Source organism: Micromonospora sp. HM5-17 (genome assembly GCF_003762835.1).
GTDB lineage: Bacteria > Actinomycetota > Actinomycetes > Mycobacteriales > Micromonosporaceae > Plantactinospora.
On the sequence record NZ_RJWA01000005.1, the window covers coordinates 192163 to 213211 of the forward strand.

Annotated in this window: 19 protein-coding genes; all 19 read right to left on the reverse strand. The window is 73.3% G+C overall.

All coding sequences use genetic code 11. The annotated features are described in order from the left end of the window. Positions 1-356: 356 nt before the first annotated feature. The 19 genes from dnaE to EF879_RS16550 all read right to left on the reverse strand — a co-directional run bounded on the left by dnaE (position 357) and on the right by EF879_RS16550 (position 20894). Positions 357-3890: a DNA polymerase III subunit alpha gene (gene dnaE / locus EF879_RS16460; protein ID WP_123559543.1), complete on the reverse strand. Its 3534-nt coding sequence runs from the start codon at positions 3888-3890 to the stop codon at positions 357-359. Positions 3891-4316: 426 nt separating this feature from the next. After that, on the reverse strand, positions 4317-5942 hold the full coding sequence (locus EF879_RS16465) for a MinD/ParA family protein (protein WP_370375510.1): 1626 nt from the start codon (positions 5940-5942) through the stop codon (positions 4317-4319). Between the two features lie 134 nt (positions 5943-6076). Beyond that, the gene (locus EF879_RS16470) at positions 6077-7231 is read right to left on the reverse strand and encodes a hypothetical protein (RefSeq protein WP_148086464.1); all 1155 of its coding nucleotides are present in this window, start codon (positions 7229-7231) and stop codon (positions 6077-6079) included. A gap of 40 nt (positions 7232-7271) precedes the next feature. Next, positions 7272-8231 carry an RluA family pseudouridine synthase gene (locus tag EF879_RS16475; RefSeq protein WP_123559549.1) on the reverse strand — a complete coding sequence of 320 codons (960 nt, stop codon included), beginning with the start codon at positions 8229-8231 and terminating at the stop codon, positions 7272-7274. Beyond that, positions 8228-8878: a signal peptidase II gene (lspA, locus tag EF879_RS16480; RefSeq protein ID WP_123559551.1), complete on the reverse strand. Its 651-nt coding sequence runs from the start codon at positions 8876-8878 to the stop codon at positions 8228-8230. Before lspA ends, EF879_RS16475 begins: the two co-directional genes overlap by 4 nt. Before the next feature lie 33 nt (positions 8879-8911). Continuing rightward, positions 8912-9331 carry a TraR/DksA C4-type zinc finger protein gene (locus tag EF879_RS16485; protein ID WP_123559553.1) on the reverse strand — a complete coding sequence of 140 codons (420 nt, stop codon included), beginning with the start codon at positions 9329-9331 and terminating at the stop codon, positions 8912-8914. Positions 9332-9793: 462 nt separating this feature from the next. Then, the gene (locus EF879_RS16490; RefSeq protein WP_123559555.1) at positions 9794-9985 is read right to left on the reverse strand and encodes a hypothetical protein; all 192 of its coding nucleotides are present in this window, start codon (positions 9983-9985) and stop codon (positions 9794-9796) included. After that, positions 9982-10272, reverse strand: coding sequence for a cation:proton antiporter (locus EF879_RS16495; RefSeq protein WP_233604520.1), 291 nt, complete (start codon positions 10270-10272; stop codon positions 9982-9984). Before EF879_RS16495 ends, EF879_RS16490 begins: the two co-directional genes overlap by 4 nt. A gap of 66 nt (positions 10273-10338) precedes the next feature. After that, on the reverse strand, positions 10339-10644 hold the full coding sequence (locus tag EF879_RS16500; RefSeq protein ID WP_123559557.1) for a DUF167 domain-containing protein: 306 nt from the start codon (positions 10642-10644) through the stop codon (positions 10339-10341). Positions 10645-10750: 106 nt separating this feature from the next. Next, positions 10751-11455, reverse strand: a complete 705-nt coding sequence (locus tag EF879_RS16505) for a hypothetical protein (protein ID WP_123559559.1) — start codon at positions 11453-11455, stop codon at positions 10751-10753. A 64-nt stretch (positions 11456-11519) separates the two neighbouring features. Beyond that, positions 11520-12320 carry a DivIVA domain-containing protein gene (locus EF879_RS16510; protein WP_123559560.1) on the reverse strand — a complete coding sequence of 267 codons (801 nt, stop codon included), beginning with the start codon at positions 12318-12320 and terminating at the stop codon, positions 11520-11522. Between the two features lie 52 nt (positions 12321-12372). Continuing rightward, complete coding sequence (locus EF879_RS16515; RefSeq protein ID WP_123559985.1) at positions 12373-12672, reverse strand: YggT family protein; 300 nt, start codon at positions 12670-12672, stop codon at positions 12373-12375. 27 nt (positions 12673-12699) lie between these two features. Then, positions 12700-13413, reverse strand: a complete 714-nt coding sequence (locus EF879_RS16520; protein ID WP_123559562.1) for a cell division protein SepF — start codon at positions 13411-13413, stop codon at positions 12700-12702. A 193-nt stretch (positions 13414-13606) separates the two neighbouring features. Continuing rightward, entirely contained in the window at positions 13607-14356 is a 750-nt protein-coding gene (locus EF879_RS16525) for a YggS family pyridoxal phosphate-dependent enzyme (RefSeq protein ID WP_123559564.1), read from the reverse strand. A gap of 9 nt (positions 14357-14365) precedes the next feature. Next, entirely contained in the window at positions 14366-15481 is a 1116-nt protein-coding gene (gene ftsZ / locus EF879_RS16530; protein ID WP_123559566.1) for a cell division protein FtsZ, read from the reverse strand. Positions 15482-15738: 257 nt separating this feature from the next. Beyond that, positions 15739-16548, reverse strand: coding sequence for a cell division protein FtsQ/DivIB (locus EF879_RS16535; protein ID WP_233604521.1), 810 nt, complete (start codon positions 16546-16548; stop codon positions 15739-15741). A gap of 179 nt (positions 16549-16727) precedes the next feature. After that, positions 16728-18221 (reverse strand): UDP-N-acetylmuramate--L-alanine ligase, encoded by a 1494-nt coding sequence (gene murC, locus EF879_RS16540; protein WP_123559570.1) that lies wholly within the window; start codon positions 18219-18221, stop codon positions 16728-16730. 70 nt (positions 18222-18291) lie between these two features. After that, positions 18292-19398, reverse strand: coding sequence for an undecaprenyldiphospho-muramoylpentapeptide beta-N-acetylglucosaminyltransferase (gene murG, locus EF879_RS16545; RefSeq protein ID WP_123559572.1), 1107 nt, complete (start codon positions 19396-19398; stop codon positions 18292-18294). Beyond that, the gene (locus EF879_RS16550; RefSeq protein WP_123559987.1) at positions 19398-20894 is read right to left on the reverse strand and encodes an FtsW/RodA/SpoVE family cell cycle protein; all 1497 of its coding nucleotides are present in this window, start codon (positions 20892-20894) and stop codon (positions 19398-19400) included. Before EF879_RS16550 ends, murG begins: the two co-directional genes overlap by 1 nt. Between the last annotated feature and the right edge of the window lie 155 nt (positions 20895-21049).

The window sequence follows — 21049 nt, forward strand, 5'->3', positions numbered from 1 at the left end:
GGTCTGCGGCCGGTGCGTCGCCCGGCGACTCGGGGGCCGGCGGCTGCGGGGCTGGCGGCTCGCCGGGGTGGGACGGCGGGGCGGATGGGACGGCGGGGCGACCCTCGTCGGGCGCTCCGCTGGCGCGAGAGATTGCCGGACTCACCCGATGATCCTCTCAGGCCCGGGCCACCGCCGGCGGCCCGGCCCGGGAAGACCGCCCGCGCGGGCGGAGGTGCCCCGGGCCACCCGGCGCCCGGCCGGACCGACCCGGGACCGTCCGCGCCTCGAGGCCATCAACCCCTCCCGGCCGTGCGACGCCGACTGGTGGCCGGCACGGGCCGCCGGCCGACGGGTCGCCCGGCCCCACACCGCCGTCAGCCGGCGACGGCGCTCGGGCCGAGCAGAGCCTTCAGGTCAGCCATCAGGGCGGTGGTCGGGGCGACCCGCATCGGGCTGAGCCGCAGCAGCGTGGCGCGGGAGCCGTTGATGAGCTTGACGTGTACCTCGGCGGTGCCGGGGTGACTGGTCAGGACCTCACGGAGCCGCTCCACCAGGGGTGGCGTGCAGCGGGACGGCGGGAGGGCGAGGACGACCGGCTTGACCTCGTCGGCGGCGGTGATCTCCGGCAGCGACAGGTCCATCGCCATCAGCCGGGGCTGGTCGTCGCGCCGGTCGACCCGGCCCTTGACCACCACGATCGCGTCCTCGGCGATGTACTGCCCGACCAGCTCGTACGTGTTCGGGAAGAACAGCACCTCCACCGAGCCGCCGAGGTCCTCCAGCATCGCCGACGCCCAGGCCCGGCCCTGCTTGGTGATCCGGCGCTGGACCCCGGAGAGGATCCCGGCCAGCGTGACCACCTGACCGTCCGCGACCGCGCCGTCCTCGGCGAGAGCGGCGATCGACATGTCCGCGGCGGCGGCGAGGACATGCTCGACCCCGAGAAGCGGATGGTCCGAGACGTAGAGGCCGAGCATCTCCCTTTCGAAGGTGAGCAGATCCTGCTTGTCCCACTCGTCCTCGGGAATCGGCGGGGTCACCACCATCGACCCGGCGGCCTCACCGCCCGCGGCGAAGGCGTCACCGAAGAGGTCGTACTGGCCGACCGCCTCGTTGCGCTTCTGCGCCATGAAGGAGTCGATCGCGTCGGCGTGCACGGCGAGCAGCCCCTTGCGGCTGTGCCCGAGCGAGTCGAAGGCGCCCGCCTTGATCAGCGACTCGATGGTGCGCTTGTTGCAGACCACCGCGTCGACCTTGCGCAGGAAGTCGTAGAAGTCGGTGAACTTGCCCTTCTCCTTACGGGCCCGCCGGATCGCCTCCACCACGTTGGCACCGACGTTCCGGATGGCCCCGAGACCGAACCGGATGTCCGCGCCGACGGCGGCGAACCGCGCGTTGGACTCGTTGACGTCCGGCGGCAGCACCTTGATGCCCATCCGCCGGCACTCGGCCAGGTAGACCGCCGACTTGTCCTTGTCGTCGCCGACGGAGGTCAGCAGCGCGCTCATGTACTCGGCCGGGTAGTTGGCCTTCAGGTACGCCGTCCAGTACGACACCAGCCCGTAGCCGGCGGTGTGCGCCTTGTTGAAGGCGTAGTCGGAGAACGGGACGAGAATGTCCCAGAGCGTCTTGATCGCGTCGTCGGAGTAGCCCTTCTCCCGCATGCCCTGCGAGAACGGCACGAACTCCTTGTCGAGGATCTCCTTCTTCTTCTTGCCCATCGCCCGGCGCAGCAGGTCGGCCTGGCCGAGGCTGTAGCCGGCGAGCTTCTGGGCGATCGCCATCACCTGCTCCTGGTAGACGATCAGCCCGTAGGTGTCGCCCAGGATGTCGGCGAGCGGCTCGGCCAGCTCCGGGTGGATCGGCACCACCGGCTTGCGGTTGTTCTTCCGGTCGGCGTACTCGTTGTGCGCGTTGGCGCCCATCGGACCCGGCCGGTAGAGCGCGAGCACCGCGGAGATGTCCTCGAAGTTGTCCGGCGCCATCGAACGCAGCAGCGCCCGCATCGGGCCACCGTCGAGCTGGAACACCCCGAGGGTGTCGCCGCGGGCCAGCAGCTCGTAGGTGGGCTTGTCATCCAGCGGCAGCTCCTCCAGGACCAGGTTCTCGCCCCGGTTCTCCCGGATCGCCTCCAGACAGTCGTCCATCACCGTCAGGTTGCGCAGGCCCAGGAAGTCCATCTTGAGCAGACCGATGGTCTCGCAGGCGCCCATGTCCCACTGGGTGATGATGGCGCCGTCCTGCTCCCGCTTCTGGATCGGAAGCACGTCGATCAGCGGATCGCGGGACAGGATGACGCCGGCCGCGTGCACCCCCCACTGCCGCTTCAGCCCCTCCAGGCCCTTGGCGGTGTCGACGACCTTGCGGACCTCGGGGTCGGACTCGTAGAGCTGCCGGAACTCCGCCGCCTCCGGATAGCGTGGGTGGTTCGGGTCGAAGATGCCGCTGAGCGGGATGTCCTTGCCCATCACCGCCGGCGGCATCGCCTTGGTGATCCGGTCACCCATCGCGAACGGGTAGCCGAGAACCCGGGCCGCGTCCTTGATGGCCGCCTTCGCCTTGATCGTGCCGTACGTGATGATCTGGGCGACCCGCTCCTCGCCGTACTTCTCCGTGGCGTAGCGGATCATGTCACCACGCCGACGCTCGTCGAAGTCCATGTCGATGTCGGGCATCGACACCCGGTCGGGATTGAGGAAGCGCTCGAAGAGCAGGCCGTGCGACATCGGGTCGAGCTCGGTGATCCCGAGGGCGTACGCGATCAGGGCCCCGGCCGCCGAACCCCGGCCCGGACCGACCCGGATCCCCTCCCGCTTGGCGTACGCGACGAGGTCCGCGACCACCAGGAAGTAGCCGGGGAAGCCCATCTTGATGATCACGTCGAGCTCGTACTCGGCCTGCCGCCGCCGGTCCTCCGGCACCCCACCCGGGAACCGCCGCTCCAGCCCGCGCATCACCTCCTTGCGCAGGAACGACTCCTCGGTCTCCCCCTCCGGCACCGGGAACTGCGGCATGAGCTTGCGCGGCGCGAAGATCGGCGAGTAGTCGCCGATCCGCTCGGCGATCTCCAGCGTGTTGGCGCAGGCCCCCGGCACCTCGCTGTCCCACAGCGCCCGCATCTCGGCAGGGGACTTGAGGTAGAAGTCGCGGGCGTCGAACTTGAACCGCTTCGGGTCGGCCAGGGTGGAACCCGACTGGACGCAGAGCAGCACCTCGTGGGCGTCCGCGTCCTTGGCGTACGTGTAGTGCAGGTCGTTCGTGGCCACCGGCTTGAGGTTCAGCCGCTTGCCCAGCCGCAGCAGGTCCTGCCGGACCCGGTTCTCGATGTCGAGGCCGTGGTCCATCACCTCGAGGTAGAAGTTCTCCGGACCGAAGATGTCCCGGAACTCCGCCGCCGAGGCGCACGCCCGCTCGAAGTCCCCGATCCGCAGCCAGGTCTGCACCTCGCCCGAGGGGCAGCCGGTGGTGGCGATGATCCCCTTGCCGTACTCGTGCAGCAGCTCGCGGTCCGCCCGCGGCTTGTAGAAGTACCCCTCCAGGCTCGACCGGGAGTTCAGCCGGAACAGGTTGCGCAGCCCGTCGGCGTCCGCGGCCAGCATGGTCATGTGGGTGTACGCCCCACCACCGGAGACGTCGTTCTCGCCACCGTCGGCCCAGCGCACCCGGGTCCGGTCCCGCCGGTCCGTCCCCGGCGTGAGATACGACTCCACCCCGATGATCGGCTTGATCCCGGCCGCGGTCGCCTGCTTGTAGAAGTCGTACGCACCGAAGAGATTGCCGTGGTCGGTCATCGCGAGCGCCGGCATGCCCAGCCGCTCGGTCTCGGCGAACAGCTCCTTGAGCCGCGCCGCTCCGTCGAGCATCGAGTACTCGGTGTGGACATGCAGGTGCACGAACGAGTCCGACACCCAGGGCCCCCCTTCCCCTCGCGACCACCGGTCATTTCGCGCCGGCCGGGTCGACGGTCGGACACCGTGCGCCGGCGGCCCGTCCCCCCGGCCGGGAACCTGGCGCGGCCCGCGTCACCGACGCACCAGCGTCCGCGCAGGCCACGGCCACACGGCTGCGGCGGCTGGCCGTCCCCCGACGGCGACCGCCGGCCCTCGAGCCTAGCCTGTGGATCTCCCCGCCTCTACCCGACTCGCCCTGCCGGCGTCGGCCCGGCCCCGCAGGCCCACACCGGCCGGGCGGGCGGTGTCGCCGCGGCCCGACCGCTCGCGGTGGCGTCTCCCGACCACGCCCCGCCCGCCGGCGGTGCGGCGGGTGAGCATGGTCGGCCGTCGCCGAAGCGGTCACCCGGCCCGGGCCTGCGCCTCGGTCGGCTCCGCCCGGGATCAGCGGGCGAACGGCTCGAGCATCATCGACGCGGCCCGAAGCCAGGCGTCCCGGGTCTCCGGCTGCACCTGGGCGTACTCGATCGAGGAGCCGGTCTCCAGCGCCGGGTCGTACGGCACCACGGCCACCGCCCGGGTCCGGGAGGCGAAGTGCCGCTTCAGGTCGTCCAGCAGCGGCGACTGTCCCGGAGTCGGACAGGAGAGCAGGGTGACGGCGTTCTCCGCCAGCTCGCCCATGCCGGTGTCGTGCAACAGGTCGAGCATCCAGTCCGCGGTGAACGCCGCGTCCTCCCGGGGCACCGTGGTCACCACCAGCTGGTCGGCGGCGCGCAGTACGGTCTGCCAGTTGGCGCTCTCGACGTTGTTGCCGGTGTCGACGCAGATGACGTCGTGGGTACGGCGCAGCAGGTCCAGCACCCGCCGGACGGTGTGTTGGTCGAGCCGCTGGGCGAACCGCGGACTCTCCTCCCCGGCCAGCACGTCGTACGACCCGTCGGAGGCGTGCCGAAGGTAGTCGTCGAGCCGGGCGGTCAGCTGCGTCCCGGGCAGCGCCTCGATCTCCAGCAGGTCCGCGACGAGGTGCCGGATCGTCCGGGCGTGCCGGGCGCTGCCGGCGCGCAGCCCGAGCGTGCCGCGCAGCTCGTTGTCGTCCCAGGCCAGCACGCCGCGCCCGCGTACGCTGCCCACGGTGGCCGCGGCGAGCACGGTCGCCGTGGTCTTGTGCACCCCACCCTTGGGGTTGGCGAAGGCGAGCACCCGGGGCGAGCCGAGGTCCCGGCGCAGCACGCTGATCGCGCGCTCCACCTCGGGGTCGGTCTGGCGACGCAGCCAGCCCGAGCGGCCGGTCCGATGGCCGGGGTCCGCGGCGGCACGGCCCGGCACGGCGGCGTAGCCGGCCTCCGGCGGCGTGTAGCGGGGTGGTCGGCCGGGAGCCTCGACCGGGGCGGCCCCGAGCGTCGGTGGCGCCGGCGCCGGTCGGAAGGCCGGCTCGACCGGGGCGGCCGGCGGCGCCTGGGCGGCGCGGGGCGCCGGAATGGGCCGGCCCAGGCGCTCCTCGGGCCCGCTCCGGGGCCCGGGGACGTGCTCGGCCGGGCCCTGCGGCGGCAGGCCGGGGACCGCCGACGGCGAACGCCGGGGCAGGGGCGGCCCACCGGATCCGGCCGGCGGCGGTGCCGGCGGCTGCCAGCCGCCGGCGAGTGCCGCGTACCGGGACTCGCCGGGGCGCCCACCGTCGGCCGGGTGGCCCGGGGAGGGCCGGTACCCGGGGTCGGTATGGTGACCCGGGTCCGGACGGTAGCCCGGGTCGGTGCGGTGGCCGGGGGCCGGGCCGAAGAACGGGTCGTGACGGTACCCGTTCTCGAGCGCGGCCCAGCGCGACTCGCCGGAATGCTCGGCGCCGTCCCGCGGATACGGCACGTACCCGGAGCCGGCCGGGGGGCCGGGCTGGGCCGGCGGGGATCCGGACCGGCCGAAACGGCCGCCGGACCGACCGCCACCCGCGCCGGGCCGGTCGTCGAGGACCTGGTGTTCGTCGGTCCGGCCACCGTGCAGGGCCCGGTCGAGCAGCGTCCGCCAGCGCGGTGCTGATTCCGCCGGCCGGCCCCAGCCGGTCTCGGTGCCGTCCACGGCTCGCCCTCCCAGCGCCATCGATCCCCGCCCTGACAGGCTACGAAGCAAACCCTATTCGGACCACTGAGTGCCCGCACCCACCGCCGGCGCGGGCGTCGTCGCTCGCACCCGCACGGCGGTCGGCGCACCGGTCACGGTTCCCCTCTCGACGTCTCGGCCGGCACCCGACCGGCCGAACTCGACGGTGCCCCGTCCGGCCCCGCCCCGTCCGGCAGCGCGCCGGCCGGTGCGGTGGTGCCGGGTGCCCCGCCGTCGCCGTCGGACACCGGGCGGCTCGGCTCGGCGTCGGCCGGGGTGGACTCCGACCCGGAGCCGGGGGTCACGGCCGGGGTGGTTGGGTGCCCGTCCACCCCCTGGGACGGCGGTGTCGGAGGCGTCGACGTCCCCGTCCCGTCCGGCGCCCCGGTCGGGGCGGCGGAGGCCGCCGCGCTCGGCGGTGCCGTGGACGGTCCGCCCGGCTCCGGCGGCAGGCTGGCGTCGGCGGGTGGCCGCACCACATCCTCCTGCTCGGGCAGGGGCGGGGTGAAGACGGCCCGGTCCAACCGGCGTACCTCGGGCGCCGGATCGACCGCCCGCACCCCGGGCCGGCCGGCGACCTGACCGAGCGCCACCGGCTCGCCCCGCACCACGGCGGCGTAGACGCAGGAACAGCGGGAGCGGTAGGCGGTGGCCTCGTCGGCGGCGACCCGGGCGCCGCTGTCGTACCACCGGCGCAGGTCGCGCTCGCGCGGTCCGTCCCCGACGACCGCCGCGCTCCGCTCCTGGTAGTCGCGAGCCTCCCGGTCCTTGCGTTCGGCGACCTCCAGCATCCCGGCGATGACGTCGTCGGGGACCCGGAGTGCCGGAATGCGCACGATCTGCGTCTGTACGCCCGGCCGCCACAGCCGGGCGTACACCTCGGAGACCTCCACTCCGGCCAGCACCGGCGGCAGTCGGTCCGGCGCCAGGTAGGCCGAGAAGGTCACCAGGGCGTACGTCCGCGGTGTCGGCCCGGTCGCCGGCGCGGCGAGCAGCGCGGCGAGTTCGCCGCGGCTGGACTCGACGTACCCCGGGATGGACTGGCCCTGCACGACGCCGACCCGGGTGACCTCACCGAGGGTCGGATCGCCCGCGGGCTGCCGCTCCGCCGCCCAGACCGCGGTGACGAGAACGGCGGCCGAGCAGAGCAGCGCGACGCCACTGAGCAGCCGCAGGCGCAGCGCCCCGTTCCCGAGCCGGGCCGCGCCACGGGCCAACGGCGGCAACACTCGCCGGTCCAGCTGTCGCAACAGGTCACCGGGGCGCACGGGCGGACTCCCCCTCGTCGGGTGCTCGCTGGCGGGTCAGTCAGTCACGCAAGATGCGGAGTGCATGTGCCAGGTCGTCAGGGTAGTCGCTGACGAACCGGACCGCTTCGCCCGTCCGGGGGTGTGCGAAGGCCAACTCCCGGGCATGCAGCCACTGCCGGGTGAGGTTGAGCCGGGCGGCCAGCGTGGGATCGGCACCGTACGTCAGATCACCGACACACGGATGCCGCAGCGTGGAGAGGTGCACCCGGATCTGGTGCGTCCGCCCGGTCTCCAGCCGGATGTCGAGCAGGCTCGCCGCCGGGAACGCCTCCAGGGTGTCGTAGTGCGTGATGCTCGGCTTGCCTCCGGCCACCACCGCCCAGCGGTGGTCGTGGACCGGGTGGCGGTCGATCGGGGCGTCGATGGTCCCCCGCAGCGGGTCCGGGTGCCCCTGCACCACGGCGTGGTACCGCTTCTCCACCTCGCGGGCCTTGAAGGCCCGCTTCAGCACGCTGTAGGCCCGCTCACTCTTGGCCACCACCATCACCCCGGTGGTGCCCACGTCGAGCCGGTGCACGACGCCCTGCCGCTCGGCCGCACCGCTCGTCGCGATGGTGTGGCCCAGCGCGGCCAGCCCGCCGATCACCGTCGGGCCGGTCCAGCCCGGACTGGGGTGGGCCGCCACCCCGACCGGCTTGTCGACCACCACGATGTCCTCGTCGGAGTAGAGGACCCGCAGCCCGGGTACGGTCTCCGGGATCACCGTCGGCGCGGCGACCGGGGCGGGGAGCACCACCTCCAGCCACGATCCGGCGCTGACCCGGTCCGACTTGGGCCGAGCGATCCCGTCGACGAGCGCGTCGCCGGCCTCGACCACCGCCGCGGCGGCGGTGCGGGAGAGCCCGAAGAGCCGGGAGACCGCCTGGTCCAGCCGCATTCCGTCGAGTCCCTCGGGGATGGGCAGCGAACGCCGCTCCCCGGTCGGACGTACCTGTCCCGTTCCGTACGTCGAGGTCATGCGTCCCGCCGTTCCGCCTCGACGCCCGCCTCCGCCGGACCGGGCTCTGCGTCGGAGTCGGTCCGCCGGGTCCGCAGCCGAGTGCCGTCGCGCTGCCGGCCGGTCAGTTCCAGCAGCACCACCAGGCACACCCCGCTGACGAGGGCGCTGTCCGCGAGGTTGAAGATCGGCCACACCCGCCCGTACGGGTCGAAGAGGCTCACCATGTCGACCACGTGCCCCACGAACGCCCCGGGGGCACGGAAGATCCGGTCGGTCAGGTTGCCGAGCGCCCCGCCGAGCACCAGGCCCAGCCCGACCGCCCACGCAAGCGACCGCAGTCTGACCGCCATCCAGGCGATCCAGCCGATGACGACGACGGTGACCAGCGGAAAGACCCAGGTGTAGTCGGAGCCGAGGCTGAAGGCCGCTCCGCTGTTCCGGGTCAGCGTGAGATAGACGGCGCCGCCGAGCAGGCGCACCGGATCACGGTCGGCGAGGGTCGTCAGCGCGAGGTGCTTCGTGCCGAGGTCGGCCAGCCAGGCCAGCACGGCGGCGGAGAGCAGCACGAAGACGGCGAGCCGCCGCGCGGGTGGTCGGTGGGGTCCGGTCGGGTCGGCCCCGGCCGGCCGCGCCTCCGTCGTCCGCCCGTCGTCGATGTTCAGCAGGAGTCCCTTCCTCCGGTCACGACCCCGGTACGCTCACCGGCGCTCCTCCAGCTGCTTGCACGAGACGCACAGGGTAGCCGACGGGAAGGCGGCGAGCCGTTCCACCGGGATCGGGTTGCCGCACCGCTCGCACCAGCCGTAGCTGCCCTCGTCCAGCCGCTCCAGGGCGCGCTCCACCTGGGTGATGCGTTCCAGGATGCTGTTGGCGAGAGAGATCTCCTGCTCCCGCTCGAACGTCTTGGTGCCGGTGTCGGCCTGGTCGTCCCCGGCCGAGTCGGTCAACCGGTCGCGCTGCAGCTCGGTGATCTCGCTCAGCGTCTGATCGTACTCGCCGCGGAGCTCGTCGCGGCGAGCCGCCAGGGCCGCTCGGATCTTCTCGGTCTCGGCCGTGCTGCGCGCGGCCTTCGGCGCCGCCTTGCGGCCGGCGGTCCTGGTCTCGGCTGGCTTAGCCATCGTCGCTCCCTCGGCCGCGGACCCCGCGGCGGTCGGCCGTGCCTGGACAGGGTCGCCCCGCCGCCACCCGGGCGGAGCGGGGGAACCTGCTCGGTGCGGTCTCTCCGGCGGACGCGACCGGTGACGCGTCGGCAGCGCGGGTCGCCGTCGCCGGGCCACGGGGCCGCCGGGTGTCGAGGTCGCCGCCGCGCCCCGGGACCATGGCCCGGCCCGGCGCCGACGACCGTCGGCCGGGCGCGCACCCGGCCACTGGCGAACCGGATTTTCCGGTCATCCCGCCTGCGGCCCTCGCTCGCTCGGCCATGGCGTCCCCCAGTGCAAAAACGGGCGCGCGGCGAGCCGCCGCGCACTCCGGAGATTGGAAAGAATACGGAACGTACAGGCATCCGACAACATGCCGCACCGATGTTACCCTTTTTCTCCCGCAATAACCCACAATACGGACAGAAGGTGCGGTACGCATCATTCGTCGCGCTCGTCGCCGTACTCTCCGAACCAGCGGGCCAGCCGCCCACGCCGGCTGACCGCCCGCAGCCGCCGCTCGACCTCGTCGCGGACCGCACCGGTCGCCACGATCAGGAGGCTGTCGCCGACCTTCAACCGGGTGTCCGCGGCCGGGACGAACCCGACGCAGTCCCGGGCGAGCAACGTCACCGCACCACCACGCCGACCACGGCGATGCTCACCACCACGCCGAGGGTGGCCAGCGCCGTGGGCAGGCCGAAGACCGGCCGCAGCGTGCTCCACCCGGCGGTCAGCCCACCCTCCGCGATGATCACGATCAGCGCGCAGAAGCCGAGCGCCCGGGTCAGGTCGGCGTCGTCGGACCGGATGCCGAGCCCGGGCTCCCCGATCGCCACCCAGAGCGCGAGGTAGACCAGCAGGCTGGGCACGCCGAGGCGGGTGGGAAGGCGGACCGCGCCGACGGCGACGAGCAGCACCGCCTCCCGATCAGCAGGGCACGGTCGAGTCGTTGGGTCACGGCCACCCCGCAGGGGGCAGACCCGTCACCGCGCGGATCCGTCCCGCAGCTCGCGCAGCCGCGCGTCGATCGCCACGTCGGGGCCGGCGACCTCGAAGAGCTTGTCCCGGCTCGCCGCGCCGGCCCGCAGGGTCACCGCCGCCGGCCGCAGCCGCAGCGCCTCGGCCAACGCCCGCCGGGCGGCCTCGGTGGCCCGGCCGTCGACCGCGGGCTGGTGCACCGCGATCACCAGCGCCGGCCCGTACGGCCCGTCGTAGCGGCCGCCCACCCGGGTCCGGGACGAGCCGGGTTTGACCCGGACCGCGACGGTCACCGCGCCGTCCCCGGTCACGGCGTCCCGCCCCGGGGCGTCCCCGCAGGCGTGCCGCCCGTCATCGATGTCGTCAAGCCGCCGGATGGTCCGGTCGTGAAGCCGGACATCGGCGCCGTCGCCGCCCTCATGGGCGGGGCGCCTCGGCGAGCAGCGCGCTGTCCGGCTCGCAGCGTCCGCACGGGGTGAAGCCCAGGTCGACCGCCTCGCCGACCGGCAACGGCTCGGACTCCCGGCCGATCAGGTGGGCGCAGTCGGGGAGGTGGTAACGGGGCCGCCCGTCGACGACGTACACCTCGGTGGTGAGTCGCGCGACCCGGGCGGCATCGGCTGTCGAGACCCGCTGCGCCGCCGGCTCGTCCGCCGGAACCGCGTCCGGCGGGGCCGTATCGTGCGCCGCGCCCGGCTCGGTGCCGGCCGGCTCTGGGGTGCTGCCCGGGGGCCGCCCGCCGGCGGCGTCGGCGCGGATGGTCTGGGCGGGCACCGAGACGGAGACCGGCTCGGTCGCCGCCCCACCGGCCGACTCCTCCCGCGCCACCCCCGCCATCCGGGGGTCGGTCGGCACGGCGCGGGCGTTGGTCGGGGGGCGGCGTCGGCGCGGCCCGCCGGGACCCTCGTCGCCGTCGTCCGCCACCGCTCCGTCGTCGCCGAACGGCTCGCCGTCGAGTCCGCCCCGTGTCGCGGCGGCCTGCCGGGCCCCCACCACCAGCGCGACGGCGGCCAACAGGCTGGCCGCGATCGAACTGATCAGCAACCCGCTCGACCCGGTTGCCAGGCCGAGCACGAGCAGCGTGACGGCGACGAGGATGAGCAACAGACTGCCGACGATCACGGCTCACCCCCGACGCATCGTGTCCAGTTGTCGTGCCGGGTCGACGGGCGCGGTCGACCCGGACTCAGCGACCGGCTTCGAGCGCGCCCGACCGGCTACCCGCGCCGTAGGAGTTCGTCAGGCCGGCGGTGGCCAGACCCGGGGTGGTGCCGACGGACCGATTGCCGTCGGTCCGGTTCATCTCAGCCTCGAGGCCCTGGCCGCGCCCGTCGAGATCCCGCAGCTGGCTCTCCAGGTACGCCTTGAGGCGGGTCCGGTACTCGCGCTCGAACTGCTTCAGCTCCTCGATGTGCTTCTGCAGCGCGGTCCGCTTCGCGTCCAGACCGCCCATCGCCTCCTGGTGCCGCTGGCGGGCGTCCCGCTCCAGCGCGTCGGCCTTGGCCCGCGCCTCCCGGGTCACCTCCTCGGCCTTGGTACGCGCCTCGGAGAGCAGCTTGTCCGCCTCGCGGCGCGCGTCGGAGACGTGGTCGTCGGCCGTCCGCTGCGCCATCATCAGCACCCGCAGGGCCTGCTGCTCGCCGTCACCGCTCGCCGCACCGCCCTGGGCGCGTAGCTGCTCCAGCTCCGCCTGCATCGCGCGGGCGGCCTGCTCGGCCGCGGCCTTGTCGCGCTGCGCTCGGTCGAGCTGAGCCTTGACCTCATTGAGCTCTGCAGCCAGTCGCGGGTCGGCGCCGGGGCCGCCTGGCCCACCACGGCCACCGCGCTCCACCTGGGCACGGAGCTCGTTGTTCTCCTCGATGAGACGAGCGAGCTCGCGCTCGACCTCGTCCAGAAACGCGTCGACTTCTTCCTCGTCATACCCCCGCTTGCCGATCGGTGGCTTCTTGAAGGCGACGTTGTGGACGTCGGCCGGGGTCAGCGGCATCGAAACTCCTCGGGTCAGTTGCGGCCGCGTGGCACGCCGGTCACCAGGTTGTTCAACTGACGATCAACGGCCTTAACACGAACTCCATCAGCACGAACAGGATAACCAGGAGCACAAGGGAGGCCAGGTCGATGCTCACGGTACCAATTCGCAATGGAGGGATCACACGCCTCAACGCCTTGAGAGGCGGATCAGTGACGCTCCACACTGACTCCATTCCCGCCGCGGCGCCTCGGCCGGGCTGCCAGCGGCGGCCGTACTGCAGGACGGCACTCAGGACAAACCGGGCCAGAAGCACCAGGAGGAAGACGTAGAGGATCAGGTAGAGGACCTGAAACAGGATGTTCAGCAACACGGCAGGCGTGATCCCTCGGTCGGGCTAACTCAGGCTGAAAAACCCACCCTCAGCGATCTTGGCCTTGTCCTCCGCGGTGACCTGGACATTAGCCGGTGAGAGCAGGAACACCCGGTTGGTCACGCGCTCGATGGTACCGCGCAGCCCGAACGCCAGCCCCGCGGCGAAATCGACCAATCGGCGGGCATCCGCCTCGTCCATCTCGGTGAGGTTGATGATCACCGGAACGCCGTCGCGGAAGTGCTCCCCGATGGTGCGCCCCTCCCGGTAGGTGGTGACGTGCAGCGTCGTGATCTGGTACCGCTGCTCCGGCTCGGCCGGCACCGCCCGCTCCCGAGGCTGGGCCTGTGGAGCGAGCGCGAGGTTGTCCCGGGTCGGGTACGTCAGCGCGGACGACGACTCGGCCGAGCCCGACCGGCTGATCGAGCGCACGCTGGAGCGCTCGGTCCGGTCGGCACGCTCCGTCCGCTCCGGACGGTCCGACTCCGCCCGGTCGTGGTCGGCGGTGCTCCGCCCGGCGGTACGCTCGGACAGCCGACTGCGCTCGCCGATCCGCGACCGCGGCAGCGGCGGCTCGTCCTGCTCGTCCTCGTCGTCGGCGAACTCGTCCGCGTACCGGCTCTGCCGGTAGCGCGAGTCGCGGTAGCTCCCCTTGTCGTAGCCACCGTCGTCGTAGGCCCGCTCGTCGTCGTCCTCCACGAGGCCGAGCCAGACCCCCGCCTTGCGCAGTGCACCCATCGCCGCGCCCCTCCGTCCGCCGCCTGCGACACACCCCCCGTGCCGTGCCACTGTCACGCGCGTGAACACTGCAGTGCCCACCGGCTTGAGACTTCAACCCCGGCACGTTCGCTGAATCGAATACACTCAGCCCCCCGACGGTGGGGATGCCGCCTCAAACAACACTGATGTAGTTTGGTGTCCGGTTGCCAGGCTACCGCAGCGTCGGACGCATGCCGAGTAACGCGCTTCCGATCCGCACATGTGTCGCGCCGTAGCGAAGCGCCGCCTCCAGGTCACCACTCATCCCGGCCGAGACGGCGACCGCCTCCGGGTGCGCGCCGCGCACCTGCTCCGCGACCTCCGCCAGCCGTGCGAAGGCCCGCTCCGGCTCCCAGTCCAGCGGCGCGACCGCCATCACCCCGGCCAGCCGCAACTCGGCGCGCCCGGCGATCTCGGCGGCCACCGCGGCAACCTCCCGGTCCGGGTCGGCGCCGCCGACCAGCGCCCCGCCCCGCCCGGGGGCACCGTCCAGATTGACCTGGACCAGCGCGGCCAGCGGCCGGTCCCGATACCGTCCCGCGGCCTGGGCAAGCGCGGCGGCGAGCCGGACACTGTCGACCGAGTGGACCAGGTCGGCGTAGCGCACCACCGACCGGGCCTTGTTGCGCTGCAGCTGACCGACGAAGTGCCAGCGGACCCGGACCCCCGCCGCGGCCACCTCGGCCGCCTTCGGCGCCGCCTCCTGGTCGCGGTTCTCCCCGACGTCGGTGACACCGAGCCCGGCCAGCGACACCACGTCACCGGCCGGGTACGTCTTGGTCACCGCCACCAGGGTGACCTCGGCCGGGTCCCGGCCGGCGGCGGCGCAGGCCCGGTCGATCCGGGCCCGGACCGCGGCCAGGTTGGCCGCGAGCTGGGCCCGGCGCCCGGGTTCGGGCGCCGGAAGGGGTGGTTCGGTCATCGGAGCAGCTCAGGACCCGTTCTTGAGGAAGTCGGGAACGTCCACATCGTCGAAGAGCACCGCCCTGCGCGGCTGCGGGCTCGGCGCCGGGGCCGGCGACGGCGAGACCGGGGCGGCGCTGTGCGGCACCACCGGCTGCCCCGCCTTGCGCGCCGGGTCGACCGGCTTGTACGCCGGCGCCCCGGTGTCGAAGCCCGCCGCGATGACGGTCACCCGCACCTCGTCGCCGAGCGCGTCGTCGATCACGGCGCCGAAGATGATGTTGGCGTCCGGGTGGGCGGCGTCGGTGACCAGCTGCGCCGCGTCGTTGATCTCGAAGAGCCCGAGGTCGGAGCCGCCCGCGATGGAGAGGAGCACCCCCCGGGCGCCGTCCATGCTCTGCTCCAACAGCGGGCTGGAGATCGCCGCCTCGGCCGCCTCCACCGCCCGGTTCTCGCCCCGGGCGCTGCCGATCCCCATCAGCGCGCTGCCCGCACCGCTCATCACGCTCTTCACGTCGGCGAAGTCCAGGTTGATCAGACCGGGCGTGGTGATCAGGTCGGTGATGCCCTGGACACCGGAGAGCAGCACCTGGTCCGCCTGCCGGAAGGCGTCCATCATGCTGATCCCGCGGTCGCCGAGCGCGAGCAGCCGGTCGTTGGGGATCACGATCAGCGTGTCGCACTGGTTACGCAACTCTTCGATCCCCGCCTCGGCCTGCACCTGGCGCCGCTTGCCCTCGAAGGAGAAGGGCCGGGTGACCACGCCGATGGTCAGGGCACCGAGCTTGCGGGCGATGTTCGCCACCACCGGCGCCCCGCCGGTGCCGGTCCCACCGCCCTCACCACAGGTGACAAAGACCATGTCGGCACCCTTGAGCACCTCCTCGATCTCGTCGCGGTGGTCCTCGGCGGCGTTCTTGCCCACCTCGGGGTTGGCACCGGCGCCGAGCCCCCGGGTCAGCTCGCGGCCCACGTCGAGCTTGACGTCGGCGTCGCTCATCAGCAGGGCCTGGGCGTCGGTGTTGATCGCGATGAACTCGACGCCCTTGAGCCCGACCTCGATCATGCGGTTGACGGCGTTGACTCCGCCGCCACCAATGCCGACGACCTTGATGACCGCCAGGTAGTTGTGCGGAGGTGTCATCGGGGTCCTTTCCTTCGGTCTCGGCGGGGGCGCCCACCCCGCCCGGCGATCGGGCCGAGGCGGGGCCGAACAACCAATCGGTACGAGGAGGCGAAGGGTAACCCTCACCCTCTACTAGAGGTCTACAGTTATGTCAACTATTGATCCTCTCGGGGCAACGTATGCGGACGCGCGGCGGGAGCCAAGGACCTGCGCGGCGTGTCGGCACGCCCGCCGACAATCATCACCGACACCCGGCCGGCCGGCCCCCCGGCACCTCAGCGAATGGTCACCACGTGCGGCGTACGGACGTCGATGGTGTCCCCCGCCCGACCCAGCAACGACGTCGCCACCTGAGCCTTGGTGTCGCTGCGCGAGGCGTCGCCCCAGAGCACCGTACGGCCCCCGCGCAGCCGGACCGTGATCCGCGCCGGCGCCTCCACCACCACCTCGACGAGCTGCTCCCGCAGTTCGGGGGTCAACGCCGCCAGCACCTCCAGCGCCGCCCGCGTCGACATGTCCTCCGGACCGGGTGCCGCCAACCGGACCAGTGGCAGCCCGGCCGGCCGGTCGGGGCGGTCCTGGAACACCACCCCGGTCCCGTCCATCACCGCGAACCGCCCGTTCCGCGGCACCACCGCCACCGGGGTCCGCTCGACCACCTCGATCCGCAGCGTGTTCGGCCACTGTCGAGACGCCCGCACCCGGGCCACCGGGGGCAGCGCCGCGACCCGGGAGCGCACCGCCGCGAGGTCCACCCGGGCCAGTGGGGTGCCCTCCGGCACCGCGGCCGCCGCCCGGACCTGCTCGGGAGTGACCAGGGCGGCGCCGACCACCCGGACGGCGCGGACCCCGAGCACCCCCGTCCCGTACGTCAGCCAGCCGCCGGCCAGGCCAAGGACCAGCACCCCGGCGACGACGGTCCAGGGCAGCGCGGCGCGAACCCGCCGCCGCCGGGCGCGCTGGGTGAAGCGACGCACCGACGGTGGCACCGCGTCACGACTCGCCCGGACCAGCCGCCAACCCCGCGCGGCCCCCGGCCCCGCGCCGGCTCGGGCCGAACCCGCCCGCGCCGGTCCCCCCGGCACACCGCCGCCGGCCCGGGCCCGGGGCACCCCGCGGCCGGCCGTTCTCGGTCCGCCGCGGCGGGCCGGCGGGTCCGAACGGTCCCGGGAGCCACCCGACCCGCCCGCGCCGAACCGGCCACCCGGCCCACCCGGACGGCCCGCGCCGGCGCCGCCCGAGCGGTCGCGGGACCCGCCGGGGCTCATTCGGCGTCGCGGGTCGCCACGTCCGGCCCGGCACCGCCGGACGGTGCCGCCCCGGCCCCGTCCCCGCCGACTGACCGGCCGGCGAGCGCGTCGAGCAGTTCGTCGCCCATCAGCGAGATCGGCGGCGCGCCCATGGTCACCACCACGTCGCCCTGCCGCGCCCGCCGCGCCACCTCGGCCGGGACGTCCTCCCAGGAGGGCAGGAAAACCTTGCGCTCGGGCGGCAGGGCGATCGCCTCGGTGAGCGCGGCGCCACCCTCCCCGGGAGCCCGGACCTCGCCCGGGCCGAACACCTCCAGCACCACCGCCTGGTCGGCGATGGCCAGCGCGGTGGCCAGCTCCGCCTGGAGGTCCCGCGTCCGGTAGACCCGGTACGGCTGGAAGACGACGATCAGCTGCCCGTCACCGGCCACCTCGCGCAGGGTCGTCAGGGCGGCGGTCATCGACGTCGGGTGGTAGGCGTACTCGTCGTAGACCTGGATCCCGTTGACGACGCCCTTGCGTTCGAAGCGGCGGCGTACCCCGGGGAAGGCGGCGAGACTCGACACGACCGAGTCCTGGGCGATCCCGAGCTTGCGAGCGGTCAGCACCGCGGCGGCGCTGTTGAGCCCGAGGTGGCTGCCCGGAACCGGAAGCTGGATCTCGCCGAGCGGCTCACCTCCGAGGAAGGCCCGGTAGCGCACCCCGGCGGCCGAGGAGACGATGTCGGTCAGGCGCAGGTCGGCGTCCTCGGCGGTGCCGTAGGTGTAGACCGGCCGTCCCTCGGCACGCAGCACCTCGGCCATCCGCCGGGTGCCCGGGTCGTCCGCGCAGGTCACCACGAACCCCTCGGGGTCGGTCAGCCGGGCGAAGTCGGCGAAGGCCGCCTCCAGGCCGGCGTAGTCGCCGTACGTGTTGAGGTGGTCCTCGTCGATGTTCGTGACGATCGAGACGTAGGGGCGGTAGAGCAGGAACGACCGGTCGCTCTCGTCGGCCTCGGCGACGAAGTACTCGCCGCTGCCGTGGTGGGCGTTCGAGCCGACCTCGGAGATCTCCCCACCGATGACGAAGGACGGGTCGAGGCCGGCCCGCTGCAGGACCAGGGTCACCATCGAGGTCGTGGTGGTCTTGCCATGGGTGCCGGCGACCGCGATGGTGCGCCGCCCGGTCATCGCCGCCGCCAGCGCCTCCGACCGGTGCAGCACCCGCAGACCGCGCTCGCGGGCCGCCACCAGTTCCAGGTGGTCCTGCGGGATCGCGGAGGAGTAGACGACGGTGTCGACGCCGTCCAGGTTGCTCGCCGCGTGGCTCATGTGGATGGTGCCGCCGAGCGCCCGCAGCCCGGCCAGGGCCGGCCACTCCCGCAACTCACTGCCGGAGACCCGGATCCCCCGGGTCAGCAGCAGTCGGGCCAGGCCGCTCATCCCGACCCCACCGACCCCGATCAGGTGTACGGTGCCGAGGTCCTCGGCGGAGAGGGTACCGACCGGACTGAACTGCGCGGTATTCATGACGCCAGCCTTCCACTCACGGCCCGCCCGAGCCGGGTCATCGGGGCAGCGCCCCACCGACGGGCCCACCTCACCGGGCCACCGCCTCGTAGACGAAGTCGAGTAGCGCCTCGTCGCCGTCCCGCCGGCCGTACGCCGCCGCCGCGGCGCTCATCGCAGCCAGCCGGTGCGGATCGCGGATCAGCGGGATGATGTTCTGCTCCACCCAGCTGGCGGTCATCTCGGAGTCGTCCACCAGCAGGCCGCCACCCGCCTCGACCACCGGCAGCGCGTTGCGCTTCTGCTCCTGGTTGCTGTGCGGGTACGGCACGTAGACCGTCGGCAGCCCGACCGCCGCGACCTCCGCACAGGTCATCGCCCCACCCCGGCCCAGCATCAGATCGGCGGCCGCGTAACCCAGCTCCATCTGGGAGAGGTACGGCAGCGTCACGTACGGCACCGGGAGGTTGCCGGGGACCGTGACCGGCTCGTTGCGGGCGCCGATCACGTGCAGCACCTGCACCCCGGCGTAGGTGAGCGCCTTGGCCGCCCCGGCGACCGCGAGGTTGATCGAGCGGGCCCCCTGTGAGCCACCGGCGACGAAGAGGGTCGGCAGGTCGGGGTGGAGCCCGAAGTGGCGCCGGGCGGCGGCGCGCTGCGCCGCCCGGTCGAGGGTGGTGATGCCCCGCCGCAGCGGCACCCCCACCACCCGCGCGTTGCGCAGCGACTCCGCCTGCCGGGGCTGGTGCGGGAAGCCGACGGCGACGTGCTTGGTGAACTTCATGCCGAGCCGGTTGGCGATCCCCGGCGGCACGTTCACCTCGTGGATCACGATCGGCAGCTCCCGGCGCCAGGCGGCCAGGTACGCGGGCACCGAGACGTAGCCGCCGAACCCGATGATGACGTCGGCGCGTACCTCGTCGATCACCTTTCCGGCGGCCCGGGCGGCTTTCCACATCCGGTCCGGCGTACGCATCAGGTTCATGTTGACCGACCGGGGCAGCTGGTACGCCGGGATCTGCCGCAGATCGTAGCCGTGCGCGGGAATCAGCTCGTTCTCCAACCCCTTCGGCGACCCGACACAGGTGATGCGTACCCCCGGGTCGTGTCGACGCAAGCAGTCGGCGAAGGCCAGCAAGGGGTAGATGTGACCGCCCGTGCCGCCTCCCGCAAGCACCACCGACCGCAGCGAACCCATCAACGTCTCCTCTCGCCCGCCGTACCGGCGCGCCCTCTCCTCGTCGCCCGGCCACCCGTTGGCCCGGCCCCGGTCTCCCGCCGTTTCCTGGCCCCGGACGGGGATTCCCGGCGGGACTGCGCGGGCAGGGGTCCGCGCCGACGCGCCGGGGGAAGCGGCGGCAACGGGGCCCAGAGTAGCCGTACCCATCGGGGCGCCGGACGGGCGTGCAGGGCTCGCGCGGCCTCCGGTTCGGCGCGGGCGAAGGAGGCGAGCATGCCGACCGCGGCCAGCGTCACCACCAGGGCACTTCCCCCGTCGGAGATGAACGGCAGCGGCAGGCCGGTGATCGGCAGCAGTCCGACCACCCCGCCGATATTGATCACGGCCTGGCCGACCAGCCAGGCGGTGGCCGCGGTGGCGGCGAGCCGACGAAACGGGTCCGCGACCCGGCGGGCGATCCGCAGCCCGGTGTACGCCAGTACGGCGAAGAGGCTGAGCACCACCGCACAGCCGACCACGCCGAGCTCCTCGGCGACGATGGCGAAGATGAAGTCGTTGTGCGCGGCGGGAAGCCAGTCCCACTTCAGCACGCTCTTGCCCAACCCGACACCGAACCAGCCGCCGTTGGCGATCGCGTACCGGGCCTGGAGGTACTGGTAGCAGCCGTCCAGCCCACACTCCTCCGGGGGCGGCGGGTTGATGAACATGGTGAGCCGGGTCAGCCGGTAGTTCTCCCCGCCCGCCTCACCCGAGCCGGCCCCGATCGAGGCGGCGGCGACCAGCAGGCCGACACCGATCAGCCCGAAGACCGACAGGGTGGCGAAGACCCGCTTGCGGACCCCGGCCGCCCAGAGCAGTCCGACGACGACGGCGAGCAGGCAGAGCATCGTACCCAGGTCGTTGTAGCCGACCAGGACGAAGAGCAGCCCCACCGCCGGAAAGAGCGGGGTGGCCAGCTCCCGCCACCAGCCGAGCGCGGCCCCCTTCCGGGCGATCACGTCGGCGCCCCACAGGACGAGGCCGAACTTGGCCAGTTCGGAGGGCTGCACCTGGACCGGCCCGATGACCAGCCAGAGCAGCTGGGCGTCGATCGGGCCGAGCGTGGTGTCGCCGGTGAGCTTGCCCCACAGGTGCAGCGCGTCGAGCAGGACCAGCAGCACCACGGCGATCCCGAGCGTGGGCAGGCCGAGGACACGGAAGGTCCGGGCCGGGAGCCGCTGACAGATCCAGAACGCGACCAGGCCGAACAGGGCGAAGAGCGCCTGTTTGGCGAACATCGCGAACGGGTTGCCGTCGGTGGCCGACGACCGGACGCTGGTCGCGGAGAAGACCATGGTCAGCCCGATCAGCAGCAGCAGACCCGCGCTGGAGACGAGCAGGTAGTAGGAGGCGAGGGGCCGGGCCAGCAGCCCGCGCAGCGTGGCGAGGCCGCCGGCCAGGTCGAGCCGGGACCCGGCCGCCGGGCCGAGCCCGGAGCCCGCCGGGTACGCCGGTCCGGCGCCCGGCCGCGGCAGGTCGCCCCCGGCGACCCGCCCGCCGTCCGTGCCGCGTCCACCCGCCCGTACGTCCCTCGGGCCGCTCGTCTCCGCACGCCCACCGTCGGGGCCACCGTCCCCCGCCGGTCGCCGTGGCGCCTCGTCCGTCACCGCGCCACTCCTTCGTCCTCCCG